The sequence below is a fragment of the Paraburkholderia caffeinilytica genome (genome assembly GCF_003368325.1).
Taxonomy (GTDB): Bacteria; Pseudomonadota; Gammaproteobacteria; order Burkholderiales; family Burkholderiaceae; genus Paraburkholderia; species Paraburkholderia caffeinilytica.
Genome location: NZ_CP031466.1, coordinates 2,277,877 through 2,303,877 on the forward strand (window position 1 = coordinate 2,277,877; position 26,001 = coordinate 2,303,877).

A 26,001-nucleotide genomic window follows, 5' to 3' on the forward strand; every position below is an offset into this window, starting at 1 on the left:
CCGTTAGCGGCGCTGCGCGTCAATTTGCTGCCGCAACTGTTTTTCGTTCTCCTGGAGTTCCGGCGTAAACGCTTCGCCGAAATCCGCGGGCTCGAAGAAGGGGCGAATTTCGATTTCCGAATCGCTGGTCATCGGGTTCGGGCAGCGGCGAACCCATTCAATCGCTTCGTCCATGGATTGGACTTGCCAGATCCAGTACCCCGCAATCAGTTCTTTAGTTTCGGAAAATGGACCGTCGACGACCGTTCGGTCTTTGCCGGAAAACTTGACGCGCACGCCCTTCGAGCTCGGCTTCAGTCCGTCGCCGCCTTGCATGATGCCCGCTTTGACGAGTTCCTCGTTGTATCGGCCCATCGCCTCGATCAGTTCCATGCCCGGCATCTGGCCGGCTTCGGATTCAGGGGTCGCCTTGACCATGACCATCACGCGCATTTCGATGCTCCTGTAAGAAAAGTGATTCTCAGATTATCTCCAAAGACTTTCGGCGTCTTCAACCTGACGACGTATGAGCGCGCTCGAAATCGACAGTCAAAGCCGGCTAGCCCAAAGAAATTTTCATCCGGGCGCGGCGGGCATATTTCCAGATCGACGTCAACGGCGTAGCGCGCTGAAAGGACGACGATTTTCGAGCGATAACTTTCCGTGCCTTACCGATGAGCGAGATGGGGCGGGAATCCGCCCCTTACCAGGCATTTGGAAGTGTTGTCATCGCTTACCCTGAATGCTCAATTCGTAAGGAGATCAGGCATTATGAGCATACAAAGTGTGAGCGGTTCTCAAACCAGCACAGACCTGCTTTCTATCGGCGCCGCTCGTCGCCCGGCAGGCGGCCATCGCGAAGGGCCGCCGCCCTCGTCGTCTTCGTCGAGCGGCTCGACGGACTCGAACCCGCTGTTGTCGGCACTCGAGGCGGCGTTGTCGACGCTTGGAATTGGCAGCACGTCGTCGACCGCGGCTACCTCGGGCACGGCGAGCACAACGGCTTCCTCGACCTCATCCAGCACCGCGGCTTCTTCCACCTCTTCCACCTCTTCCACCTCTTCCACCTCTTCCACCTCTTCCACCTCTTCCGCCTCCACGACGGATTCGTCGTCGACCAATGCGGTTTCCGGCGCGCTACAGGCCTTTCTCGGGGCGCTGTTCCAGGCACTCGGGTCGATTCAGCAAGCCGGCAATGGCGACGGCTCCACGTCTGATAGCACGAGCGGTTCGACGAACTCGATCGCGACGTCCTCCTATGGCGATATTGGCGGTGCGCTGAACGCGCTCGCCCAGGAACTCGGGTCGGGCACCACGACAGGTTCGAGCGCCTCATCCAGTACCTCGGATGCAAGTAGCGGGTCTTCGTCGTCTTCGTCGTCTTCTTCGCAGGCCTCGACGCTGCAGACGGATTTCCAGGCGCTGTTGAGCTCACTCGGCGACAGCGGCTCGGGGACGTCGTTGCAGTCGTTTGTGCAGACGCTCGCGGATAACCTCAAGGGACATCCGCATATGCAAACGGTTGGGAGCCTGGTGTCGACTACGGCTTGAGGCAACGATAGTACCGGCGGTTTTTCGTCCATCCCGATGATGTCACCAGGATGGACGGACAGCGCTCATCGTCGCTGGGATCAGGACGTGAAGAATAAACTGGCGAACGTTGCCACACGCATCCGGACCCGGGCAATCCGGCTGGGGATGCCGTGACTTCGACACTTTCCTCACCGCTCACCAGGGAACGACTCTTCCCAGGTAGTCCAGATAATGCAATCCGGGGCGCCCTTCGTATGCCTCCATCGTGTTCAGCACGTTCGGGATACTTTCCTCGATGCCCAGACGCGCATCGGGACCGCCCATGTCCGTCCTCACCCATCCCGGCGCCATCAGAAGCAAGGTTCTCGCGTCGTTTCGGTGGCGCGCCGCAAAGCCGCGCATGAACATGTTGAGAGCAGCCTTACTGCCCCGGTAGACGTCGTATTTGCCGTTATCGTTGTTTGTGAGGCTCCCCTGCCCGGACGACATGACACCAATCGTTCCGGTCTCATGCACGAGATCCTGAAACGCCTCGACGACTCTCATCGGACTCAACGAGTTCGTCACCATGACGCGCACGAACTCCCCGGTCGAGACATCGGCGATCGTTTCACCATCTTCGTTCTTGACGCCTGCGTTCACAAAAAGTACATCCAGTCGTCGATCCGTGAGACGACCGTGCAGCGCGGCGACCTGGTCGGGCATCGTGATGTCGACCGCTTCTACTTCAAGTGCGCCCTGGCTGCTTTCCGAGAGCAGGCGCAGCTTGTCTGTCGAGCCCGCCCGCCCCGTGGCAATCACTTTCCAGCCACGCTTGAGGTATTCCTCGACCATGGCGAATCCGAGGCCGCGGGATGCGCCGATGAGGAGGACGGTTTTCCGCGGAGAGTTGTCTTGCATTGCTGGCTCCCTGTGAGTGAGACCCGATAGAACGCGGCTTCGAAGCGCGACGCGTTCGGTCATGAGTCGGTACATCGAATATATCGACGAGGGAGACAGGGCGGAAGACGCAACCGTTGCACTTATAACCTGCACCAAACGCCATGTCTCGACGGATGATGCTAGGATCAGGCATGTCAGAACCCGACCTGAATTTACTCATTGCGCTCGACGTATTGCTTGCCGACGGCAGCGTGGTCGGTGCTGCGCGTCGGCTGGGATTGAGTGCCTCGGCAATGAGCCGAACCTTGACCCGGCTTCGCGAGGCAACCGGCGATCCGCTATTGGTGCGGGCGGGGCGACGCATGGTATTGACACCTCATGCGGAAGCACTGCGTCAGCGCACTCAGAATGCGGTTCATGAGGCACGCGCCGTACTTCGCCCCTCAACCACGGAACCGGATTTTTCGACGTTGCAGCGAACCTTCACCATTCGCGCCAACGACGGCTTTGTGGATGCGCTCGGTGCCGCACTGATCGCTGCGGTGACCGCGGCGGCGCCACTCGTGCGTTTGCATTTTGCGCCCAAGCTCGAGAAAACCGCGGCGTATTTGCGGGACGGCTCCGCTGATCTCGAGGTTGGTGTTCTGGGTGAAATGGGCCCGGAAGTCCGGGTGCAGGCATTGTTCCGGGATCGCTTTCTTGGCGCGGTCAGACAGGGACATCCGCTCGCCATGGAGCGCGAGGTGACGGCCGAACGGTACACGGCCTTCGGCCATGTGGTCGCCTCACGACGCGGTCGCACAAGCGGACCGGTCGATGAGGCGCTGGCCGCTTTAGGGCTTGAGCGAACGATTGTCGCCGTCGTGCCGAGTTTTCTCGCGGCGCTCGCCGTGGCGCGCGCCTCCGACCTGATAGCGCTCGTGCCTGCGTCGCTTCTGGGCAATCGGCCTGAGCCCGCATTCGCCACCACTTACGCCTTCGAGCTTCCCGTGACGACCGGGGAGATCACGGTATCGCAGATGTGGCATCCTCGTCTGGAGGCCGATCCTGTTCATCGCTGGCTTCGGCAGCTTGTGCTAGGCGTATGCCGGGAACGAGAGCACCGGTGAGACGGATCCGGGCGATCGGTCGAACCACTTTTGGCAACCGCTGCCCGTCGGTAATCGACAGCACGCGAGCCGTAGTTGCCTGACGATGTTCTCAAGGTCGATGGCAGATCCTGGATCAGGTAGTGGCCGTTCCGATCGCAAGCGCCTCCTTCAAAACATCATATGTAACGCCCGCCGCAATCGCCTGCGCGCCCGGTCAACCCAGACTTTGACTTCCCTCCCCTCTGCCATACACTAGATTCGAAGCACGCTACTCATCGCGGAGCACAAGGAGAACAACCATGACTCCCTGGGAAATCCAAGGCACCGAACTGGTCAACTGCAATTGCTCATACGGTTGCCCGTGCCAATTCAACGCACTGCCGAACAACGGGTTCTGCGAAGCGATGGGCGCCATCTCGATCGGCAACGGTTACTACGGCGACGTGCGACTCGACGGCCTCAATATCGCGGTCGTGTTTCACTGGCCGGGACCGATCCACGAAGGCAAGGGCAAGTGTCAGCCGATCGTCGACGAACGGGCCAGCCCGGAGCAGCGCGAAGCCGTTCTGAAAATCATGACGGGGCAGGACACCGAACCGTTCGCCACGATGTTCTCCGTATTCGCATCGACGCTCGAGCAGGCATTCGATCCGATCTTTACGAAGATCGACTTCGATGTCGATGTCGATGCCAGACGCGGCCGGATTCATGTCGAGGGCGTATTCGACCTCGTCGGCGAACCGATCCGCAATCCGGTGACGGGCGACGAGCATCGCGTTCGAATCGACTTGCCGCACGGCTTCGAATACGAGCTTGCCGAAATCGGCTCCGGCACCAGCCGCTCGCAAGGAAACATCGCACTGGATCTCGAGGGGACTTACGCGCAGTTCGCGCGACTGCACCTGAATAACAAAGGACCGATCCGGCATCGCGCCGCGGCATGAGCAGCGTCGAAAATATCCTCGGACGCGAGCGCGTCATCACCGCGCTCGGCATCGTCGCGGTCGTCGCGGTGTCGTGGGCCTACTTGTGGACGGGCGCCGGGATCGGCATGTCCGCACTCGATATGACGGCCGTCGCGCTGTTCCCGCATCGACTGGCGGACGGCGGCGGGGGAATGGATCCGTCGCTGCCGACCGTGGTCCTCATGTGGTGGGTGATGATGATCGCGATGATGACGCCCAGTGCGGCGCCGCTCGTCCTGTTGTATCGACGCGTATTGCGGCACCACGATGCGATCGAGGCCAGGTCGGCCATCCCGTCGTTGTTTCTGCTGGCCGGCTATCTGAGCGCATGGCTCGCATTCTCGATCTGCGCGGCATCGCTGCAAAAGGTGCTGCAGCCGACCGGCCTCATTTCGGAAATGATGTTGTGGTCGAAGAGCGCGCCCCTTTCCGCGATCGTTCTGGCCGCGGCGGGCGTCTATCAGTTCTCGCCGCTCAAGCACGCCTGCCTGACGCAGTGCCGTTCACCCGTGAATTTCCTGACCGCGCACTGGCGTAGAGGCGTCGCAGGCAGCTTCCTGCTCGGGATGCGTCACGGCATTTACTGCGTGGGCTGCTGTTGGCTGCTGATGGCCTTGTTGTTTGTCGGCGGCATCATGAATCTCGTCTGGATCGCCGCGCTGTCGCTCATCGTCTTCGTGGAGAAAATCCTGCCCGGCGGTGAGCGTGTCGGCCGCGTGCTGGGCGTCGTGCTGATCGCCTGGGCAGGCGCCACCCTGCTGGTGTGATCGGCTTTTTCTCTTCCCACACGGTCATTCAAACGACCGAACCGCCAATCGATCTCTCCAACCACGATCGAGTCGGCTCCCCGATACGCAGATCGCGAATCGAAACAACATGAAAGGTTTCCGACGCCAATCATTCATACGTGCGTGATTGAATGATTGCGCTTGCTGTCATGCAACTACCGCGTGGCTCTCTATTGTGGGATCGGCTCAGCGTCGTGAAGCCGGTTGGATAAGCCATCCCGAGCGCCGCGATTCTCTTTGGGTAACACTACTGGGAGCCACACAATGCTTTGGCGTCGGATTGCCTTTATTTCGCTCACGGCTGTTGCGCTTGCGACGACGGCTGCATGGAGCGCCAGCGAAGACCACGACGGGGACCAGCATGACGCCCGGCGGGATGACGTCCATACAGCCACACCGATCAAGCATCTGGTCGTGATCTATGGCGAGAACGTATCGTTCGATCACTACTTCGCGACCTACCCGCATGCGGCAAATCCGTCTGGAGAACCTGCCTTTGCAGCGCAAGCCGGCACGCCGGAGGTGAACGGCTTATCGGGCACCTTGCTGACGAACAATCCGAACTATACGAACGCCGCCAACGGCACGGGCGCGGCCAATCCGTTCCGTCTCGATCGCACGCAGGCGGCCACAGCCGACCAGAACCATGCGTACACGGCCGAGCAGCAGGCATACGACAACGGCCGCGCAGACCTCTTTCCGAAATACACGGGCCGCGGCACCAGCGGCGGCGCCGGCGCGTTCGGCACGGCCGGCCAGGTGATGGGTTACTACGACGGCAATACGGTCACGGCGCTCTGGAACTACGCGCAGAACTTCGCGATGAGCGATAACGCCTATACATCGACATATGGTCCGTCGACGCCAGGTGCGCTCGAAGTCGTCTCAGGCCAGACCAACGGCATGAAAGTCGTCCTGACGTCGAAGCAGCCCTCGACGGCCGGCTCCTATTACGTCAACGACGGCCAAGGCGGATTCACGATGATCAACGACGTCGATCCCGCCTACGATCTGTGCTCGAGCACCACCGATTCCGCGCAGATGACCGGCAAGAACATCGGCGACCTGCTCAACGCGCGCAACATTACGTGGGGCGGCTTCATGGGCGGCTTCAATCTGTCGGCCACGAACAGCAACGGAACGACAGGATGCAAACGCAGCACGACGTCACAAGTGGTCGGCGCCGCCACAGCCGACTACATTCCGCACCACAACTGGTTCCAGTACTACGCGTCGACATCGAACCCGCAGCATTTGCGCCCCAGTTCGGTGTCGGCCATCGGGCATACCTACGGCGCACATCGCTCGAGCGTCGATCCCGCGAATCATCAGTACGATATCGACGATTTCTATAGCGCTGTTCAAGCGGGTAATTTCCCTGCGGTGAGCTTCCTGAAGGCGCCGGCCTATCAGGACGGTCACGCCGGGTACTCGGATCCGCTTGACGAGCAGGCGTTCGTGACGAAGGTCGTCAACTTCCTGCAACAGCAACCGGATTGGCGTGACACAGCCGTTATCGTGGCCTGGGACGACTCCGACGGCTGGTACGACCACGCCTATGCGCTGCCGACGAGCGCGTCGTTCGACTCGGTCGCGGATCAGTTGACCGGCCCAGGTATTTGCGGCTCAGGTACCGGCCCCGACGGGTTGAACGGCAAACCTGTGAACGGCCGGTGCGGTCCCGGCACCCGGATCCCATTTGTGGTGATTTCGCCTTGGGCGAAACAGAACTACGTCGACCATACGTTGATCGATCAGTCGTCCGTGGTGCGGTTCATCGAAGACAACTGGCTGGATGGCAACCGGATCGGAGGCGGCTCGTTCGACGCGAAGGCGGGCAGCATCATGGGTATGTTCGATTTCAACCGCCATCACGATGAGCGCCGGGAGACCAGGCTCTACCTCGATCCGGCCTCTGGCTTGCCGGTCAAGACGCCGCCATCCATCTGACGCGTAACGCCTGTCCGCCCGACGATGAATGTCTGACGCCACAGCCCGCTGTCGCCGGGCTGTGGCAGTTTCCCCGATCGCTCGGCGTCTCTCGTCCCCAGACACTATTTCTTTCGCTGGCCCCCCGCTTTGCGCACCTGCGGCGCCGTGTCCGCAAACAGGTCGATCACGACTCCGCGCAGCCAGCGATTACCTTCGTCCTGCTGAACGCGCGCGTGCCAGAGCAGATGGATCGGCGCGGCGGGCAGCGTCATGGGCAACGCGCGCAGGCTGAGCGAGAAAGGCGTTGCCAGTTGCAGGGCCAGCCGCTCCGGCACCGTGGCGATCAGATCGGTGCGTTGCAGGATGTAGCCCACGCTCATGAAGTGCGGCACCGTCAGTCGCACCTGACGCTGAACGCCGCGCCGTCTCAGCCATTCATCCACCTGACCGTGGCCGGTGCCGGCCGCCACGACGACCAGATGCTCGGCCTCGCGCCAGACAGGGAGCGTAAGCGGTACGTCCTCAAGCGGATGGCCGCGCCTGTACAGACAGACATAACGCTGATCGAACAGGCGGCGCTGATAGAAACCACCCTTGAGCTGCGGCAGCAGGCCGATGGCCAGATCGACCCGGCCGTCGGCCATCTCGTTGCCCAGATTGACGCTTGTATCGCGCACTGTATTGAGTGCGACGCCCGGCGCCAGGCGCGACAGTCGTTCGAGCAATGCGGGCAGAAAGACGACCTCGCCGATATCGGTCATGCCGATCGTCATGGTGCGCATGGCGCGTAGCGGATCGAAGCCGGTCGCGGGGTTGAGCGCGGCGTGCAGGGTGGCGAGCGCCTGCGAGACCGGTTCCGCCAGACGCAGCGCGAACGGCGTAGGCACCACGCCGCCCGGCCCGCGCACGAACAACGGATCGCCAAGCCGGCGCCGCAGCTTCGCAAGCGCGTTGCTGACGCCGGGCTGGCTCATGTTCATCTGCTCGGCGACGCTCGCAACGCGTCTCTCCTGCATCAAGCGCTGGAAGAGCAGCAGCAGATTGAGGTCGATGTCGTCCAGTTCCATGGCTATCGCATAACCCCGTCTCATTCAATCCAGTGATGAAGTAGATTCATTTCATCTTATTGAGGAATGAAGGTCTAGTGCTGAAAATACTGACACGGCACCTGCATTCGACGCGCCGCCTGAGCATGCGATAGCGCCTCTCACCTACAAATCTGGATATCGGAGACACATTCATGAAACTGACGGACCTAACGATTGCGATTGTCGGCGCCGGCATCGGCGGCCTGACGCTTGCGCTCGCGCTGCGCGAGCACGGAATCGATGCGCAGCTCTACGAGCAGACCGAAGCGCTGCGCGAAGTGGGTGCTGCCGTCGCGCTCTCGGCCAACGCGACGCGCTTCTACGAGCGCATGGGACTCCGTCCGGCATTCGACAAGGTGTGCGCGGAGGTGCCTGGCCTCATCTATCGCGACGGACGCAGCGGCGCTGTCATCGGTCATCATCGCGGCGAGCCGGGCTATCGCGAGCAGTTCGGCGGCTCGTACTGGGGCATTCATCGCGCCGATCTGCAGGCGGTGCTGTCCGAGGCTGTCGGCCTCGAGCGCATCAACCTCAGCCATCGGCTGACAGGTCTCGAGCAGCACCCCGATCGCGTGAGTCTGGCGTTCGATAACGGTCGGCGCATCGACGCCGATCTGGTGATCGGCGCCGACGGCGCGCGCTCGATCACCCGGCGCTGGATGCTGGGCTACGACGACGCCTTGTATTCGGGCTGCTCGGGCTTTCGCGGCGTGGTGCCGGCCGAGCGCATGGACCTGCTGCCCGATCCCGAGACGATACAGTTCTGGGTCGGACCCGGCGGCCATCTGCTGCACTATCCTATCGGCGGCAAAGGCGACCAGAATTTCCTGCTGGTAGAACGCCATCCCTCGCCATGGCCGTTGCGCGACTGGGTCATGCCCGCCAGCGAGGGCGAGCAACTACGCCTGTTCAAGGACTGGCATCCGGCCGTCGTGCAGATGATTACCGCGGTGCCGATCAGTCAGCGCTGGGGATTGTTCCACCGTCCTCCGCTCGGCCGCTGGAGCAAGGGCCGCGTGACGCTGATCGGCGATGCCGCGCATGCGCTCGTGCCGCATCACGGCCAGGGCGCGAACCAGTCGATCGAAGATGCCGTGGTGCTGGCCGCGCAGTTGGCCGCGGCGGGTCCGGGCAATTGGCGCGAGGCGCAGGAAGCCTACGAGCGCCTGCGCCGGGGCCGCACGCGCAAGGTGCAGTACGCGTCGATCGCCACGGCGGACGTGCTGCATCTGCCCGACGGACCGGCCGCGCAGGCGCGCAACGCCCGCCTCGGCGCGCGCGACAGCGTGCTGCATCACCTGGACTGGATTCACGATTTCGACGCCCTCAAGGAAGAGCCGAGCGAACGTCAGGGCGGCACCTGGCTCTGAGCGAGCCGCGCTTGGGCAATGCTTCAATGCGCCGGATCGTCGACCCGCTCCGGCGCGGCCTGAATCACAAAGACCAACCTTCCTGCGCTGATGCGCCCTTGGGCGTGCCGGTCGCCGCCCGCCTACAGCGCGAGGGCGGACCGCCCCTCTCGAGGCTTCATGCGGGAAAAGAAGACGAGTCCGGCCGCCACCACCGACATCAAGGCCAGCCCGGTGAGCCCTCCTTCGATCGATCCGGTTTTCTGCTCGAGCAAGCCGAACGCGGCGGGCGCGACGAACCCGCCGAGATTGCCGATCGAATTGATCAGCGCCAGCACCGCCGCGGAAATCCGCCCATCCAGGTAGCTCTGCGGAATCGGCCAGAACAACGACGACGCGGCTTTGAAACCGATCGCCGCAAAGCAGATCGCGACGAACGAAAACATGGGCGTGCCCTGACCGGCTGCATACATGCCGAGCGCGGCGATCAGCAGTACGCACGCAATCCATGCCTGCTGAAACTTGAAGCGTGCCGCGAGCATCGCGAAGAAGTACATCGCCGCGATCGAGATCACCCACGGAATCGAATTGAAGAGCCCGACCTGGAAATCGTTGAAATGGCCCATCTTTCGAATGATGCTGGGCAGCCAGAACGTTGCACCGTAGATCGTCAGCGAAACCGAGAAATAGATCATGCAGAAGATCACGATCTGCGGGTCGCGCAGCAGAGTCCAGACGGACCGCCTGATCGCATGCACCGCGTCGCGCTGGCGCTGCTCTTCTTCTATCTCGGCGACGACCGCGTCCTGCTCGGCGCGGCTCAACCACCTGGCGTCGTGCGGCTTCGAATCGAGCCAGAACCAGATGAAGCCGGACAGCACCACCGAAGCCATGCCTTCGATCACGAACATCCACTGCCAGCCGTGCAGGCCCCAGCCGCTGATCAGCATCAGCGCGCCGGAGATCGGCCCGGAGAGTATCGAGGCGAGCGCCGAGCCGCTGAGAAAGATCGCCATCGCCTTGCCTCGCTCGTCGCGCGGCAGCCATTGGGTGAAATAGAAGATGACACCCGGAAAGAACCCGGCCTCGGCCGCGCCGAGCAGCAGCCGCATCGCATAGAACGACGTCTCGCCCCGAACGAAGGCCATGCCGACCGCGGCCAGGCCCCACGTGAACATGATGCGCGTGAGCCACGCCTTCGCGCCGAGGCGCTGCAGCAGCAAGTTCGACGGCACCTCGAAGACGGCGTAGCTGACAAAGAAGAGCCCCGCGCCGAGCCCGTAAGCCGCGGCGCCGATGCCCAGATCGGCGCTCAGATGCTGGCGCACGAAACCGATGTTCACCCGGTCGATGTAGTTGACGATGAACATCACGACGAACAGCGGCAGCACATGCCACTTGATCTTGCGCACGGCGCTCGCCAGCGTGCTCGCCCGGTCCGGGCCGGCCGCGGCCGCGGCCGGGATGGATCTGCTCATAAGGTGGTCTCCTGGGGTGGCAATGCGCATCGCGCGCCGGACATCCGGTCGGGTCAGAAGCGCGGGTTCTTGCCGCTAAAACCGGGGTCGTACTTCTGCATCTGCTTCAGGTCGTCGCGATTGCGCACGCCGCACGACAGATACTGGGCATGCAGTTCGGCCAGGCGGTCGCGGTCGAGCTCGACGCCGAGACCCGGCGTGGCAGGCACGCGTACCGCGCCGTTGTCGAAGCTCACGCGGCCGCCCTTGATGACTTCTTCTTCCTGCCACGGATAGTGGGTGTCGCACGCGTAGGTCAGGTTGGGGATGCTTGCCGCGACGTGCGTCATCGCCATCAGGCTGATGCCGAGATGCGAGTTCGAGTGCATCGACATGCCCAGATCCCACAGCTTGCACATGCGCGCGAGTGTCTGAGTCGCGCGCAGACCACCCCAGTAGTGATGGTCCGACAGCAACACCTTGACCGAGCCCATCTCGGCGCCACGGCGGAAATCTTCCATGGTCGTGATCACCATGTTGGTGGCAAGCGGCAGGCGAGTATGCTTCGCCAGCTCGGCCATGCCTGCGAGCCCCGGACACGGGTCTTCGTAGTACTCGAGCAGCTCGTCGAGTTCAGGCGCGGCCGCAATGCTTGTTTCGAGTGTCCAGTTGGCGTTCGGATCGAGACGCAGCGGCACGCCCGGGAACGCCTGATGCAGCGCGCGCATGCACGCGATCTCGTGCGCCGGCTCGAACACGCCGCCTTTGAGCTTGATGCTCTGGAAGCCATACAGATCGATCATGCGGCGCGCCTGCGCGACGATCTGCTCCGCGCTGAGGCCTTCGCCCCACGCATCGGGCGCGTAGGGCTTGTCGACGTGCTCTGCGTACTTGAAGAAGAGGTAGGCGCTGTAGGGCACTGCGTCGCGAACCTTGCCGCCGAGCAGATCGACGATCGGCGCGCCGACGATTTGCCCCTGCAGGTCGAGCATCGCGACTTCAAGCGTGCTGATGACTTTCGGCGCGTTCTTGGCCGAGTGCGAACCGGGGGCGAGTTCGAATTCGATCGCACCGGCACTCGGCTTGATCGCCGCGCGCACGCGTTCTTCCATCCGGTTCAGGTCGAACGGCGACAGGCCGACCACCAGCGCCTTGGCCCGCTCGAGCACACGCAGCATCGGTTCGTCGCCATAGGTCTCCGAGATGCCCACGCGGCCATCGCTCGTCTCCAACTCGACGATGGCGCGCAACGCCCACGGTTCGTGGATGCCGGCAGCGTTGAGCAGAGGGCCGTCGCGAAAGGCGATCGGCGTAATTCGCACCTGGGTGACGGTGATGTCGCGAGTCATGGCGGCAGTCCGGAAATGGATGGGTTTGAAGTGAATGGACGCATGGTAAAGCACTAATATATTAGTGCGTCAGTGGGGAAAACACCCAGATCCGCACCTACCCAAAACGGCTGCACGACCACTGGGCGCGCGCGGGCGTCGGCTATAGTACTAATATTTCAGCGGGTGGAAACACGAGTGCCCGCCTGTACCCACGCTTCTGGTCCTGACATGAAAACCAACGCCTCCCAGTCGAGGGTGACCCGGCTCGACCGGTCCCGCCATGCCGCGCCGCAAGTATTCGAACGCCTGCGCGAAATGATCCTGTCCCTCGAACTGGCGCCCGGTACGGTGCTCTCTCGCGCCGATCTGGCGACTCAGTACGGTCTGAGTCAGACTCCCGTGCGCGACGCTCTGATGAAGCTCGGCGAGGAAGGCCTGGTCGACATTTTTCCGCAGCACGCAACAGTCGTCAGCCAGATCAACGTGACGTCCGCGTTGCAGGCGCACTTCCTGCGCCGCTCGATCGAACTGGAAGTCGTGCGCACGCTTGCGGAGCGGCGCGATGCGGCACTGATCGGTCAGTTGCGCGCGACGATTGCCGGGCAGATGGAAGTGCGCGACCTGAAGAACTACGAGCAGTTCTCGCTGCTCGACCAGGCCTTTCACCGCCAGATGTACGAGGCGGCGGACGTGCCGCAACTCTGGGATCTGGTGCGCAGACTGAGCGGCCACATCGACCGGCTGCGTCGCCTGCACCTGCCGGTGGAGGGCAAGACGATGGCGGTGGTGCGCGATCACACCGAGATCGTCGATGCGATCGAAAGAGGGGATGCCGAGGCCGCGCAGGCGGCGCTGCGCAAGCATCTCTCGGGTACGCTCAGCCAGGTCGATCAGATCCGCACGAGGCATCCGAACTTCCTGACGGACGTCTGAATACGGTCGGAGGAGCGTCAGCAAGAACGGTCGCCCCTGACCGACATGCCATGCCATGCCGCACACGATGCACGTGGTCTTTTGTTAGGCCGTCGTCCCCAAATAGGCGGATTTCAGCGCGGCGACATCGAACTTCACCATTTTCATCATGGCTTCGGCCACGCGCGTGGCCTTTACCGGATCGGGGTCGGCCATCATCTTCATCAGTTCGGATGGAACGATCTGCCACGAGACGCCGAAGCGGTCTCTCAGCCAGCCGCACGCGTCGGGCGAACCGCCGCCTTCGAGAAGAGCGTTCCAATACCGATCGAGTTCAGCCTGGTCGCCACAGTCGACCATCAGGGATATTGCGTGGTTGAACGAGTCGGGCCGACCAGAGCTCATGGCGAAGAAGGGCTGCCCAAAGAGCACAAACTCGACAACCTTCGTGGAACCGGCGCTCGGCACCGCCGTGACCCGAACGACGCGCGAGTCCGGAAAGATATCCGCATAGAAAGCAGCGGCCTCCTCGGCGTCCTCGGCGTACCAAAGAAAAGGCGTGATCTTCTGAATCGTCATGGCAAATCTCCTGTCTGTATTGGCCGAATGCGGAGGCAAGCCGCATGCCGACACTGGTACGACGAAGCAATACCATCAAAGTCGACATGTCCAGGAGAAAAGTTTCACTTTCTGTATCCACTGCGACGGCATGTCGCCGCCCTGCCGTATCTGTTCGATCACAGCAACGGCAGCGTCAATCTGATGTGTTCCGCGAATACCGCGATCAGATGGGCGGGACGCTCCCGCTCGAACTTCAGGGTAATGCCGACGGTGGGCAACGATGGAAGCGCGGGATCGCCATTGAGTATGCAGAGATCCGCGGGAACCGCAGTCTGTGTGATGACGGCAAACGCCTGCCCCGAGCGCACCAGCGCCGTCAGACCGGCCAGACTGCTGCTCGCATAGGCGATGCGGTAAGCCCTGCCCGCGCGCTGCAGCGCTTCGCAGACCGCCACGTGGTCGAGCGTGTCGGGATCGGAAACCGCCAGCGGCAAGGGGTCGAAATGCGTGGAATCCAGTCCCGGATAGCCTACCCAGACCAACGGTTCGCGACGAATGATGCCGTCATTCGTCGCGTCGTCCGGCAGCGAGATCATGGCAAGGTCCAGTGCATGCATCTCCAGTTGTTCAAGCAACCGTGGTGTGGGCGCGCAAATAACCTCCACCAGGGCATGCGGGTGCTGACTTGAGAACTGACGCAGCAAATGTGGGAGGAAAACGGCGGCGTAGTCGTCCGGGCAGCCGAAGCGGATCGTCCCGGACAGGCCTTTACCGGACAGATCGGCCATCGCCTCGTCGTGCAGGCGCAGGATGCGCTGGGCGTGGATCAGCAGGCGCTCGCCGGGATTGGTCAGCACCACCCCGCGGCCCGTGCGCTGAAACAGCGGCTGGTCGACAATTTCTTCGAGGCGCTTCATCTGCTGGCTCAACGCGGACTGGGTCCGGCCGATCCGGTTGGCCGCGCGACTGAGCGCCCGGACTTCGGCAATGACGGCGAACGAACGCAGCAGATCGATTTCGAGTGAAAGACTCAAGATATAAGGCTCGCTACTATCTTCGATAAGAACTATTCGATTCTATGAAAGCAGAGCGCCATCTAGACTGCAAGTTATTCTCGCCACCCGACAAGGAGAAGCAAGGTGTCCCAGAACAACGATGCAATTTTCTGGCGCAACGCCAGGCAGCACCTCATCCGCTATGGCGGCACCTTCGAGCCGATGATCATCGAGCGCGCCCAGGGCAGCTTCGTCTATGACGCGGACGGCCGCGCGATCCTGGATTTCACCTCCGGGCAGATGAGCGCGGTGCTCGGGCACAGCCATCCGGAAATCGTGTCGGTCATCAACGAATACGCCGGCAAGCTCGACCATCTCTTCAGCGGGATGCTGTCGCGACCGGTGGTCGACCTGGCGACGCGCCTGGCCGAGATCACGCCTGACGGACTCGACCGGGCGCTGTTGCTCAGCACCGGCGCGGAGTCGAACGAGGCCGCCATTCGCATGGCGAAGCTGGTCACCGGCAAATATGAAATCGTCGGGTTCGCGCAGTCGTGGCACGGCATGACGGGGAATGCGGCATCCGCAACGTACAGCGCCGGCCGCAAGGGCGTCGGTCCGGCAGCCGTCGGCTCCTATGCAATCCCTGCCCCGTTCCCGTACCGGCCGCGTTTCGAGCGCAATGGGGAATACGATTACCTGGCGGAACTGGACTACGCCTTCGATCTCATCGATCGTCAGTCGAGCGGCAATCTCGCTGCCTTCATCGCAGAGCCGATCCTCAGTTCCGGCGGCATCATCGAACTGCCGGCAGGCTACATGGCCGCACTGAAGCGCAAATGCGAGGAGCGCGGCATGCTGTTGATCCTCGATGAAGCGCAAACCGGCGTCGGGCGCACGGGCACGATGTTCGCCTGCCAGCGCGATGGCGTGACGCCCGACATTCTGACGCTGTCGAAGACGCTGGGCGCCGGCCTGCCGCTCGCGGCCGTCGTGACCTCCGCGCAGATCGAGGAGCGGGCCCATGAACTGGGTTATCTGTTCTACACGACCCATGTCTCCGATCCGCTTCCCGCCGCGGTCGGGCTGCGGGTGCTGGATGTCGTGGAGCGCGAGGGCCTGGTTGCGCGCGCGAACCTGATGGGCGCGCGACTCAGGCGCGGGCTGCTCGATCTGATGGAACGCTTCGAGTGCATCGGCGACATTCGCGGACGCGGGTTGCTTCTGGGTATGGAGATCGTCAAGGACCGCCGCACGAAGGAGCCGGCGGACGGACTCGGCTCGAAAATCACCCGCGAGTGCATGAACCTGGGGCTCAGCATGAACATCGTGCAGTTGCCCGGTATGGGCGGGGTCTTCCGGATCGCTCCTCCGTTGACCGTCAAGGAGAGTGAGATCGACCTGGGCCTGGCACTGCTCGGTCAGGCGATAGAGCGTTCGCTGTAGCTGTAGCTAGCGGGCGAACCCGGCGGCGCGCGATGGGAGTGGATATCGCGACGCCGGCCCCCGGCCCCCGACCCCCGATCCTCCAACGTCACAGAAGGACAAGCCAGTTCACGCCCAGCGTGATCGGCTTGTCCGCATGACCCGGCACTCAATTGCCGCTCGTTCCTTCGAACTCAACGATCTCGATCCAGTTCGCCCCCTTACCCACAGGGTATTGACCCATCAAAGCCAGCGCCCCGGTCCTGCTGTCGATGCGGTAAGCACTCAGGGTCGACGACAACTGGCCGACTGCCAGCAGATACTTGCCCGAAGGATCGATACTGAATCCGCGCGGCTGCTTTTCTGTCTGATACGTACCGACGCGCGTCAATTCACCTGATTTAGCGCTCACTCGATAGACAGCCAGCGTGTTGGACGTGCGTTCAGATGCGTACAGGAAACGTCCGTCCGGTGTAACGTGCAGATCCGCGCCCCACGGCTTGTCACCGGAAAAATCGGGCGGCAGGATGGAAACGGTCTGGACCGGTTTGACCGTGTCGCGCGTGCTATTGAAGGCGAGCACATGCAATTTTCCATCGAGCTCGTCGATCAGATAGACAAAGCGATGATCCGGCGAGAACACAAAGTGGCGCGGCCCCGACTTCGCAGGCAACGAATAGGCGGGCGCGGCGTCATCGGTCAACTGGCCGTTTGACGCGTCGAATTTCAGACGCAGCCACGCATCCGCGCCGAGCACCGATGCGAAGACATAGCGATTGTCGGGCGCATTACGTATCGCGTGAGCCATTGGGCCGGTTTTGACGGTTTGCAGAACGTCGCCCGCCACGCCATCCGCGCCGATCCGGTTCACTGCCAGCAGGTTGCCGCCATACGAGGCGGAAAAGAGATAGCGGCCGGTCGCATCCGTCGATACGTAGGCCATGCTGTCCGCAAGCGGCGCCCTGCCAAGTTCGATCAGCCGGCCATCGAGCGGATTGACCGCGAAGCTCACCACGCTATACGGCTTGGAACGCAACGCCGCATAGAGCCGGAGATGGCCGGGCGAGAGCGCCATCGGCATGACGGTGCCTCCAACCGGCACTGTCTCGACCGCGGCGAGCGAGCCGCTCGACTGGTCGAGACTGAAGACAGAAATGTCCTGGCTATCCGCATTCGATACATAGGCATACGTAGCAGCTTGCGACGCGCCCGATCCCAAAGCACCCGCAACCAGGATTGCTGCGACCAGGGTGGCCCTAACGCTCATCGTGACACTCCGTTGAAATGGTTGAATTCGTCGAACATGACTATCCAGCGCCGGCCGCTTCCGTCTTTTCGACGGATGTCAGCCGATGCCAACGCATCGCCGGCCCGGCACGGGCGCGACGGGTGCTTTTACTGAATGCGGGTGTGCGGGTGCGGGTCAAGCCCGATTGAGGCGGAATGCCGAAACAGCATCTGTCATCGATTGCGCCTGCTGCTCAAGTGCGCTCGCGGCAGCAGCGGCCTGCTCGACCAGCGCCGCGTTTTGCTGTGTCACCCGGTCCATCTGGCTGACGGCTTGCCCGACCTGCTCGATGCCGGTGCTCTGCTCGACTGTCGCCGAGGTAATCTCGGCCATGATGGTGGCGACGCCTTGCACCGCTCCGACAATCTCGCCCATGGTCTGCCCCGCCTGGACAACGAGTTCATTTCCATCACGGATATCGTCGACGGATGCCGCAATGAGCGTTTTGATCTCCTGCGCCGCGGCCGCGCTGCGCTGCGCGAGCGTGCGCACCTCGCCGGCGACAACCGCAAAACCGCGGCCCTGCTCCCCTGCACGCGCGGATTCGACCGCCGCATTCAGCGCCAGGATATTGGTTTGAAATGCGATGCTGTTGATCATCCCCGTGATCTCGGCAATCTTGTTCGAACTGGCCGTGATTGCCGTCATTGTGTGCACTGCCCGCTGCACGACGTCGCCGCCTCGCTGTGCGACGTCCGCCGCGTTGGCGGCGAGCCGGCTTGCCTGGCGGGCATGGTCGGCGTTCTGCTTGACGGTCGAGGTCAGCTCTTCCATGCTGGCCGCCGTTTCTTCGAGCGATGCCGACTGCTGTTCGGTTCTACTCGACAAATCGAGGTTGCCGGCAGCGATCTCGCGCGCACCGCCGTGAATGGCTTCACAGTTCACGCGCACATTCGACACGGTCCTCGCGAGACCCGTGCGCATCTGCGACATCGCCGTAAACAACTGTCCCAACTCGCTCCTGCCGCCTTCCGGAATCGATACGGTCAGGTCACTTCCCGCGATACGGTTGAGCAACTCGGATGCCACCTGCAGCGGACGGACCACGATCTTGCGTAACGCGAAATGCGCGACGACGATCAAGGCGAGGGCCATTGCCACCCCCGCTATCACCATCGCGACGACCCATGTGTATTCGCGATCGCCTTGCGCGGCGGAATCCTTGGCAAGCGCCTCGGCGAGGTTCTGGAACTTTTCGACGTTGGCCGAATAGGCGACGCCGGCCGACGTGATCTGTTTGTCGTTGATCGCTACGTAGGCGTTCGTATCGCCCTGCCGCAAGGCGTCGAATGCAGCATGCAGAATCGTGGCCAGCGCATTGGAGGAATCGACGAGTTGCTGCTTCAGCGCGTCGTCCTGCCCCGCAAATTTATCAGCATCACGAAACATCCTGGTTTCGCGGTCAGCGCGCTCCAATGTCGTGGCCGCACTCTTGAGCGCGGAGTCGCGGGTCGCTTCGTCATTGCGCTCCTTCAATGCCGAATACGCACGCGTCAGCGCCGCGCGGGTGCGTGTGGAGTCTTTGTAAGCATCGTTGACCAGCACTTCCTGGCTCGCAATATCGTGCAGACGCCGAGCGTTGTCGTTAGAACGGCCAAGTGCCAGCACCCCCACTACCCCGCCGATCAGAATCATGCCGGCGAAAAGCACAAGAACGGCAAGGAGACTGTGTCTTATTGTCAGATTACGCATGCCTACTGATCCAGTTGACTATCGTCTGTTTGTTTACGACATAAACAACGCAAAACCTGAGGCTTCGATCTCGCAAGATGCGGCACATACAGTGGCACGCGGGACCAAGTTTAAGATACGTTATCATACAAGATGAATTGACCCCTTGCCGAAATTCCTCAACGCGTATTTACCCGTAATTGCCTGGATCGTTAGACTTTCAATTTCTTGCACCCATTGGCGATCGGACTCATATTTATATGACGTCATATATCTTTATGACTGACCGCGTGCATCGGTATCGTCATCAAGTAGCGCCGTCGTAACTCACCCATCCTTACTGTCCAGACCCTGGAGCAGGCTGCACTGCCGATGGCGCCCAGGGGACACTGATCGTCATCGACATTCCCCGCCCAGCAAATTACGTCGAACTGCTATATGATGGTCATCATGAAAAAACCATCTATCAGTCCAAAACCCGCCAGCCGCAAAGAAATGACGCACGAGCGCATCGTGGAAGTGGCCGCGCGCGCGATTCGGCGCAGCGGCTACGACGGCACAGGCGTGGCCGACATCATGAAGGAGGCCGGCCTGACACATGGCGGCTTCTATTCCCACTTCGCGTCGCGCGAGGCGCTGCTTGCCGAAGCTGCTGACCGCGCCGGTGCCGAAACCGTGGCCCTGTCAGAACAGATCGCCGCCTCCGTGCCGCCGGAGCAGGCGTTGCCGTCGATGGTGCGCGCCTATCTGTCGAAAGAGCACTGCGAAAACATAGAAACGGGTTGCGCGGTCTCCGCCCTCGGCTCGGAGATGCCGCGCCAGGCGCCGGTCGTACGGCGAGCGGCCACACGGCGCATCAAGGAGATGATCGATGTCGTTGCGCGCCAATTGCCCGACTGGCGCCAACCGGGCGCACACGAACAGGCGCTCATGACAGTGGCCACCATGGTAGGCACCATGGTGCTGGCGCGCGCCGTCGACGACCCCAGGCTGTCGGAAAGTTTCCTTGAAGCCGCATTGAAAAAACTCGCGCCCACTGATGCGTAAATCCACCGGCCCGGCGCCGGTTTTTGTTGAACCAAAAATATGACGATCATCATATTTTTGGCGAGATGAATGCTCGCCCAACCACGTAACGACATCTCTCAATATCGGAAGGACACCATGAAAACCGGAATAGCGCTCGTTACGGGCGCCTCGTCAGGAATCGGCGAAGCCACGGCGAGGCGGCTCGCCCAGGCTGGATACAAGGTCTACGGCACCAGCCGGCGCGGCGCACAAGCCGGCCAGCGGACGTTCGAGATGCTGCCACTCGACGTGACCAGCGAAGAATCCGTCGAAACTGCCGTCAAGGAAGTACTGCGCCTGCAAGGACGCATCGATCTGCTCGTCAACAACGCAGGTTTCGGGGTCGCACCTGCCGCCGCAGAAGAGAGTTCGCTTGACCAGGCCCGCGCGATCTTCGATACGAACTTCTTCGGGATTATCCGCATGACGCGTGCCGTGGTGCCCCATATGCGGCGACAACGCAGCGGCCGGATTATCAACATCGGTTCGGTGCTGGGTTTCTTACCCATGCCCTACATGGCGCTGTATGCCGCCACCAAGCATGCGGTGGCCGGCTATTCGGAGTCGCTCGATCATGAGTTGCGCACGCTGGGCATCCGGGTCTCCGTCATCGAGCCCGCCTACGTCAAGACGTCCTTCGACGCGAACTTCATGGAGCCGGACGCTCCCCTCGACGAGTACCGCGAGGTCCGCACGGCCTTGGCCAAGCGAGCGAAAGAGTTGGTTGAGGGCGCCGACGGGCCTGAGGTTGTAGCCGAGACTGTGCTGGAGGCCGCCATCGCGGCTCGCCCCAAACTCCGTTATACCGCCGGTGGACTCGCCGGTCGCTTGCGATTGCTGCGCAGGTTTGCACCCGCGGGCCTTGTGGATGCCGGCATTCGCAAAGACCTGCGACTTCAACCCTGAACGGCGTTACCGCCCCCTCCTCCCCTGACTCAACGAAACACTCAACGAAACACGCACAAGGAAACATGATGAAGGCATTTGTTGTCGATCGATATGGACGCAAGAATGGTTTGCGAGACGGCGAAATGCCGGTCCCGGAACCGCGCGAGGACGACGTGTTGATCCAGGTTCACGCTGCGGGCGTCAATCCGCTCGATGCCAAAATCAGGGATGGCGAGTTCAAGCTCATTCTGCCCTATCGCTTGCCGCTCATTCTGGGCAACGACCTGGCCGGGGTGGTCGTCCGCGTCGGATCGCGCGTGCGGCAATTCAAACCCGGCGACGAGGTCTATGCGCGACCGCACAAGGATCGCATTGGCACGTTCGCGGAATTCATTGCGGTCAAGGAAGACGGCGTGGCGTTGAAACCCAGAACACTTACCATGGAAGAAGCCGCCTCGATTCCGCTGGTAGGCCTGACCGCGTGGCAGGCGTTGATCGAAAAAGGACAGCTCAAGAAAGGACAGAAAGTGCTGATCCATGCCGGCTCGGGCGGCGTCGGCACATTTGCCATTCAACTGGCAAAGCATGTGGGCGCGACCGTCGCGACGACAACGAGCGCGCGCAATGCCGAACTGGTGAGGCAACTCGGTGCGGATATCGTCATCGATTACAAGAAAGACGACTTCGCCGACATCCTCAAAGGCTACGATCTGGTGCTCGACACGCAGGGTGGAGATACGCTCAAAAAGTCACTGCGCGTACTCAAACCGGGTGGCAGGCTCATCGGAATCGCCGGGCCGCCCGATCCTGATTTTGCCAAAGAGATGGGTGCCTCCGGGTTTCTTAAAACAGTGATGCGCCTTCTGAGCTATCGCATCAGGAAAAATGCAAAACATCATGACGTCAGCTATTCATTTGTGTTCATGCGCGCCAGCGGCGACCAACTGAGTCGGATCGCCGCCCTGATCGACGCGGGATCCATACGGCCTGTGATCGATCGGATCTTTCCGTTTGCGTCGACCAATGAGGCGTTGGCTTACGTCGAGACAGGGCGTGCAAAGGGCAAGATCGTCATCAAGATCACATAGAAGGCGCGGAGCGGTCGCGGGCCATTGGCCGCGAGCGGCTGGATAGATTGCGTCAGGAAGCGACAAGGAAAAAACGGCCCCGGAATCCCGGAACATCCGCCGAACGCCGTCCAATGGCATGATAGTGGCCTCGCTTCCTCACCCACCAGCCACTCCCGAACATGTCGAACCTGATCGTACATGGCGGCCTCCCGTTACGCGGCGAGATCGTGCCATCCGCCAACAAGAACGCCGTCCTGCCTATCCTTTGCGCCACGCTGCTGACCGACCAGCCACTGCGTCTCATCGGCGTACCGGAGATTACCGACGTCAAGAAGATCCTCGAGATCTTCCGCACGCTCGGCAGCAACGTGTCGATGGATTTCGCCACCGGCATTCTCGAATTGCATCACCACGCCACGTCCTTCGATCCCGTCGTGCACAGGTTGCCCGAGGAGATGCGCTCTTCGATCATGCTGGTGCCGCCGCTGCTGGCGCGTTTCGGCGTCGCACGTCTGGAGAACGATGTGAAAGGCTGCACGCTGGGCGTGCGCGAGATCGATCCGCACGTCGAGGTGTTCGAGCGCTTCGGCGCGTGCATCGAGCGCACCGCCGACTCGCTAGTCGTGCGCGCAACGACGCAAATGGTTGCCAATCATCATTGGCTGGACTATGCGTCAGTCACCACCACCGAGAATTTCGCGCTATGCGCGGCGTCGGCCAACGGCACATCGGCGTTGGTGAATGCAGCCTCGGAACCGCACGTGCAGGAGTTTTGCCGTTTTCTGGCCATGCTGGGTGTGCCAATCGAGGGCATCGGCACATCGCGCCTGAGCGTGGAAGGCGGCCGCAAACTCGGCGGTGGCGAGTTCCGGTTCAGCGAGGATTTCCACGAAATCGCGACCTTTCTCGCGCTGGGCGCCATCACCGGCGGCGACATCGCGGTCAGGAACACCGCGCCCGAGCAGTTCCCGCTCATCGACCGAACCTTCGCGAAGTTCGGCGTGCAGGTGGTGCATCGCGATGGCTGGTCGCACGCCGTTCGGGAAGGCCCGTTGCGAGTGCGGCGGCCCTTCACCCAGAATATTCTCACCAAGGTGGAAGCGGCGCCCTGGCCGTATCTGCCCGTCGATCTGCTCCCCATCTTCATCGCGCTCGGCGTGAAGGCCGAGGGTAGCGCGATGTTCTGGAACAAGGTCTATGACGGCGCGATGGGCTGGTCCGTCGAGCTCTCCAAGTTCGGCGCGCACGTGTTCCTGTCGGACCCTCATCGTCTGATCACGTTCGGTGGACTTACGTTGAGTCCCGCGAAAGTCGAAAGTCCGTACATCATTCGCGTGGCAATCGCGCTGCTCATGGTCGCCGCGAGTATCGAGGGGCGCTCGGAAATCACCAATGCGCTGCCGATCCGCCGTGCCCATCCAAATTTCGTGGAAAATTTGCGCTCGGTGGGTGCAAACGTGGAATGGACCAGCAGCGAATGATCGTCCAGGACGATCCACGCGAGTTTGAACGCCACCCCCTAACCTGAACATCATGGAGCCCATCTTGCACGAACTTCGCCTCGAAACACTGCAGGTAGGTGCACTGCGCATGCGCGTGGCCAGCCAGGGCAGCGGCCCGCTCGTGCTGCTATGTCATGGCTTTCCGGAGTCCTGGTATGCGTGGCGGCACCAGCTGGCGGCGCTGTCAGCCGCTGGTTTCCGGGCCGTCGCGCCCGACATGCGCGGTTATGGCGGCACCGATGCGCCGCCAGACGCGGAGTCGTACACGATGCTGCATCTCGTCGGCGACATGGTCGAGCTCGTCCATGTGCTCGGCGAGAGCGAGGCGGTGATCGTCGGCCACGACTGGGGCGCGCCGGTGGCCTGGAACGCGGCGATGCTGCGGCCCGATCTGTTCCGGGCCGTCGTCGGCATGAGCGTGCCGTTCTATCCGCCTGCACGGGAGGACTTGCTCAGTGCGCTGGAGCGGCAAGGCGTGCGAACGTTCTATATGCAGCATTTCCAGACACCCGGCGTCGCTGAGCGCGAGTTCGAGGCCGACCCCGAAGCCACCATTCGACGCGTCACTTTCAGCATGTCGGGCGATGGGCCCGACCGCATGGTGGCAGGCATACTCGCGCCCGGCGCAGGTTTTCTCGACAACACAGTAGATCCCGAGACGCTGCCGGATTGGCTGAGCAGCGAAGAGATCGCTTACCTGGCGGGCGAGTTCGCGCGCACCGGCTTTAGAGGCGGGCTGAACTGGTACCGCAGCATTCGACGCTCGTCGGAACTGATGGCCGCGTGGCGGGGCTGCGTGATCCGGCAACCTTCGCTATTCGTGGCCGGCGCGAAAGACGACGTCCTCAAGTTCCCGGGCGCGCAGGCCCGCATCGAGAATCTGGCAAGCGTGCTGCCCGGACTGCGTGGATGCCATATTCTCGATGGCGCGGGCCATTGGATTCAACGCGAGCGTGCGGCGGAAGTGAGCGACTTGCTGGTTGCGTTTTTGAAGGGGCTGTAAGGCCGCCCCAGACAAAACGCAACGTCGGTACGATTTGCCATGCCGATCAAAACCGTGCGAGAAATTCCGAGACCTTCGCCAGTCCCGCTTCGAGTACTGTCCGGTTGTTCGCATACCCGATGCGCACATAGCCTTCCATGTCGAGCGCGCTGCCCGGCGTGAACATCACGCCGGTTTGCTCGATAAGGTCCGTGCAAAACTGCAGGGATGAAATCGGCAGATCGACCTTCAGGAGCGCAGTCGTTCCTGACTTCGGCTTGATATACGAAATGACTGGCTCCTTCGCAACCCATGCGTCCAGAATCGCCAGATTGGTACGCACGATGTCGTGGTTGCGGGCAAGAATCGCCGCGCGGTTCTCAAGTGCGATCGACGCAAAGTGATCGTCGATCATGCCGACGCTGATCGTGTTGTAGTCGCGATGAATCGCGACAGCGCGAATCAGATCCTTCGGGCCGGCGATCCAGCCGAGCCGCAGGCCGGCCAGCGAGTACGTCTTGGACATGCTGCCCGTACTGATGCCACGCTCATACACGTCGGCAATCGAAGCCGTATAGCCTGTGCCCTCCTGATCCGTGCCGCGATAGACCTCGTCGCACAACACATACGCGCCACACGCGCGCGCGATCTCCCCGATCGCGGCCAGAAACGGTTCGTCCATCAGCGAGCCGGCCGGGTTGTTCGGATTGTTGATCGCGATGAGCCGGGTTTTGTCGTTGACGAGCCGGCGGAGCTCGGCGAGATCCGGAAGAAAGCCGTTCTCCTCGCGCAACTTCAGAATCCGCACGTCCGCACCGTAGCTCTCGGGAATCGAATAGTGCTGCTGGTACGTGGGCAACACCGAGATCACCGTGTCGCCGGGTTCGACCAAGGTCTGATACACCAACGCATTCCCGCCGATCGCGCCATGTGTGACGATCAGGTTGGCGGGCGACTGGTGCGCGTACATCGACGCAATCGCTTCACGCAGTCGCATCGAACCTTCGATAGCGCCGTACGTGAGCTTGAGCGGCCGTAGCTCGTCGAGAATGCTGTCCTGCTTGCCTGCGAGTGTCAGCAACTCGTCCATCGTCAACGACTCGACGCAGGTTTCGGCCAGGTTGTAAGTGCATTGGTTCTCGTAGAGATCCATCCAGCGCTCGACGCCGAAGTCCTTGATTTTCATTCCACTCTCCTTCGTCATTCGTGACGCAACGATTCGTTGCGGGGTGACCTATCGATGA

General features: G+C 61.9%; 23 protein-coding genes. 13 read left to right on the forward strand and 10 right to left on the reverse strand.

Annotated features, from left to right (window positions below; all coding sequences use genetic code 11):
• Positions 1 to 3 precede the first annotated feature (3 nt).
• Positions 4 to 432: a YciI family protein gene (locus DSC91_RS10095; RefSeq protein ID WP_115777990.1), complete on the reverse strand. Its 429-nt coding sequence runs from the start codon at positions 430 to 432 to the stop codon at positions 4 to 6.
• Positions 433 to 750: 318 nt separating this feature from the next.
• Between DSC91_RS10095 and DSC91_RS37405 the strand changes: the two genes are divergently transcribed.
• Positions 751 to 1,530: a hypothetical protein gene (locus DSC91_RS37405; protein ID WP_162831358.1), complete on the forward strand. Its 780-nt coding sequence runs from the start codon at positions 751 to 753 to the stop codon at positions 1,528 to 1,530.
• Between the two features lie 177 nt (positions 1,531 to 1,707).
• Here DSC91_RS37405 and DSC91_RS10105 read toward each other — a convergent pair whose 3' ends face one another.
• The gene (locus tag DSC91_RS10105) at positions 1,708 to 2,412 is read right to left on the reverse strand and encodes an SDR family NAD(P)-dependent oxidoreductase (RefSeq protein ID WP_115777992.1); all 705 of its coding nucleotides are present in this window, start codon (positions 2,410 to 2,412) and stop codon (positions 1,708 to 1,710) included.
• Between the two features lie 173 nt (positions 2,413 to 2,585).
• On the opposite strand from DSC91_RS10105, the gene DSC91_RS10110 reads away from it, so the two are divergent.
• The 4 genes from DSC91_RS10110 (at position 2,586) to DSC91_RS10125 (ending at position 7,188) form a co-directional block, all read left to right on the forward strand.
• Positions 2,586 to 3,503 carry a LysR family transcriptional regulator gene (locus tag DSC91_RS10110; protein ID WP_115777993.1) on the forward strand — a complete coding sequence of 306 codons (918 nt, stop codon included), beginning with the start codon at positions 2,586 to 2,588 and terminating at the stop codon, positions 3,501 to 3,503.
• Positions 3,504 to 3,784: 281 nt separating this feature from the next.
• Positions 3,785 to 4,429, forward strand: a complete 645-nt coding sequence (locus DSC91_RS10115) for a DUF1326 domain-containing protein (RefSeq protein WP_115777994.1) — start codon at positions 3,785 to 3,787, stop codon at positions 4,427 to 4,429.
• Complete coding sequence (locus DSC91_RS10120; protein WP_115777995.1) at positions 4,426 to 5,217, forward strand: DUF2182 domain-containing protein; 792 nt, start codon at positions 4,426 to 4,428, stop codon at positions 5,215 to 5,217. The genes DSC91_RS10115 and DSC91_RS10120 overlap by 4 nt, the downstream gene beginning before the upstream one ends.
• Before the next feature lie 285 nt (positions 5,218 to 5,502).
• Entirely contained in the window at positions 5,503 to 7,188 is a 1,686-nt protein-coding gene (locus tag DSC91_RS10125) for a phospholipase C (RefSeq protein WP_115777996.1), read from the forward strand.
• Between the two features lie 104 nt (positions 7,189 to 7,292).
• On the opposite strand, the gene DSC91_RS10130 is transcribed toward DSC91_RS10125, so the two are convergent.
• Positions 7,293 to 8,237, reverse strand: coding sequence for a LysR family transcriptional regulator (locus DSC91_RS10130; protein WP_115777997.1), 945 nt, complete (start codon positions 8,235 to 8,237; stop codon positions 7,293 to 7,295).
• A gap of 173 nt (positions 8,238 to 8,410) precedes the next feature.
• Between DSC91_RS10130 and DSC91_RS10135 the strand changes: the two genes are divergently transcribed.
• On the forward strand, positions 8,411 to 9,628 hold the full coding sequence (locus DSC91_RS10135) for an FAD-dependent monooxygenase (RefSeq protein WP_115777998.1): 1,218 nt from the start codon (positions 8,411 to 8,413) through the stop codon (positions 9,626 to 9,628).
• A 122-nt stretch (positions 9,629 to 9,750) separates the two neighbouring features.
• On the opposite strand, the gene DSC91_RS10140 is transcribed toward DSC91_RS10135, so the two are convergent.
• Both DSC91_RS10140 and DSC91_RS10145 read right to left on the reverse strand, forming a co-directional pair.
• Positions 9,751 to 11,085: an MFS transporter gene (locus tag DSC91_RS10140; RefSeq protein ID WP_115777999.1), complete on the reverse strand. Its 1,335-nt coding sequence runs from the start codon at positions 11,083 to 11,085 to the stop codon at positions 9,751 to 9,753.
• A 53-nt stretch (positions 11,086 to 11,138) separates the two neighbouring features.
• Entirely contained in the window at positions 11,139 to 12,413 is a 1,275-nt protein-coding gene (locus DSC91_RS10145) for a glucarate dehydratase family protein (protein ID WP_115778000.1), read from the reverse strand.
• Between the two features lie 210 nt (positions 12,414 to 12,623).
• Here DSC91_RS10145 and DSC91_RS10150 point away from each other — a divergent pair, with 210 nt between their 5' ends.
• Positions 12,624 to 13,328, forward strand: coding sequence for a GntR family transcriptional regulator (locus DSC91_RS10150; protein WP_115778001.1), 705 nt, complete (start codon positions 12,624 to 12,626; stop codon positions 13,326 to 13,328).
• An 84-nt stretch (positions 13,329 to 13,412) separates the two neighbouring features.
• Here DSC91_RS10150 and DSC91_RS10155 read toward each other — a convergent pair whose 3' ends face one another.
• Both DSC91_RS10155 and DSC91_RS10160 read right to left on the reverse strand, forming a co-directional pair.
• Complete coding sequence (locus tag DSC91_RS10155) at positions 13,413 to 13,886, reverse strand: VOC family protein (RefSeq protein WP_115778002.1); 474 nt, start codon at positions 13,884 to 13,886, stop codon at positions 13,413 to 13,415.
• 158 nt (positions 13,887 to 14,044) lie between these two features.
• Entirely contained in the window at positions 14,045 to 14,902 is an 858-nt protein-coding gene (locus tag DSC91_RS10160) for a LysR family transcriptional regulator (RefSeq protein ID WP_115778003.1), read from the reverse strand.
• 105 nt (positions 14,903 to 15,007) lie between these two features.
• Here DSC91_RS10160 and DSC91_RS10165 point away from each other — a divergent pair, with 105 nt between their 5' ends.
• On the forward strand, positions 15,008 to 16,309 hold the full coding sequence (locus DSC91_RS10165) for an aspartate aminotransferase family protein (RefSeq protein ID WP_115778004.1): 1,302 nt from the start codon (positions 15,008 to 15,010) through the stop codon (positions 16,307 to 16,309).
• Positions 16,310 to 16,457: 148 nt separating this feature from the next.
• Here the strand turns inward: DSC91_RS10165 and DSC91_RS10170 are convergent, their stop codons facing one another.
• Positions 16,458 to 17,555 carry a lactonase family protein gene (locus DSC91_RS10170; protein WP_115778005.1) on the reverse strand — a complete coding sequence of 366 codons (1,098 nt, stop codon included), beginning with the start codon at positions 17,553 to 17,555 and terminating at the stop codon, positions 16,458 to 16,460.
• A 156-nt stretch (positions 17,556 to 17,711) separates the two neighbouring features.
• Positions 17,712 to 19,268: a methyl-accepting chemotaxis protein gene (locus DSC91_RS10175; protein WP_115778006.1), complete on the reverse strand. Its 1,557-nt coding sequence runs from the start codon at positions 19,266 to 19,268 to the stop codon at positions 17,712 to 17,714.
• 417 nt (positions 19,269 to 19,685) lie between these two features.
• Between DSC91_RS10175 and DSC91_RS10180 the strand changes: the two genes are divergently transcribed.
• The 5 genes from DSC91_RS10180 (at position 19,686) to DSC91_RS10200 (ending at position 24,778) form a co-directional block, all read left to right on the forward strand.
• Positions 19,686 to 20,294 (forward strand): TetR/AcrR family transcriptional regulator, encoded by a 609-nt coding sequence (locus tag DSC91_RS10180; protein WP_115778007.1) that lies wholly within the window; start codon positions 19,686 to 19,688, stop codon positions 20,292 to 20,294.
• 117 nt (positions 20,295 to 20,411) lie between these two features.
• On the forward strand, positions 20,412 to 21,221 hold the full coding sequence (locus tag DSC91_RS10185; RefSeq protein WP_115778008.1) for an oxidoreductase: 810 nt from the start codon (positions 20,412 to 20,414) through the stop codon (positions 21,219 to 21,221).
• Positions 21,222 to 21,289: 68 nt separating this feature from the next.
• On the forward strand, positions 21,290 to 22,291 hold the full coding sequence (locus DSC91_RS10190) for an NADP-dependent oxidoreductase (protein ID WP_115778009.1): 1,002 nt from the start codon (positions 21,290 to 21,292) through the stop codon (positions 22,289 to 22,291).
• 161 nt (positions 22,292 to 22,452) lie between these two features.
• Positions 22,453 to 23,754 carry a UDP-N-acetylglucosamine 1-carboxyvinyltransferase gene (locus DSC91_RS10195; RefSeq protein ID WP_115778010.1) on the forward strand — a complete coding sequence of 434 codons (1,302 nt, stop codon included), beginning with the start codon at positions 22,453 to 22,455 and terminating at the stop codon, positions 23,752 to 23,754.
• A 64-nt stretch (positions 23,755 to 23,818) separates the two neighbouring features.
• Entirely contained in the window at positions 23,819 to 24,778 is a 960-nt protein-coding gene (locus tag DSC91_RS10200; protein ID WP_229758179.1) for an alpha/beta fold hydrolase, read from the forward strand.
• A 46-nt stretch (positions 24,779 to 24,824) separates the two neighbouring features.
• On the opposite strand, the gene DSC91_RS10205 is transcribed toward DSC91_RS10200, so the two are convergent.
• Entirely contained in the window at positions 24,825 to 25,943 is a 1,119-nt protein-coding gene (locus DSC91_RS10205; protein ID WP_115778011.1) for an aminotransferase, read from the reverse strand.
• Positions 25,944 to 26,001 lie beyond the last annotated feature (58 nt).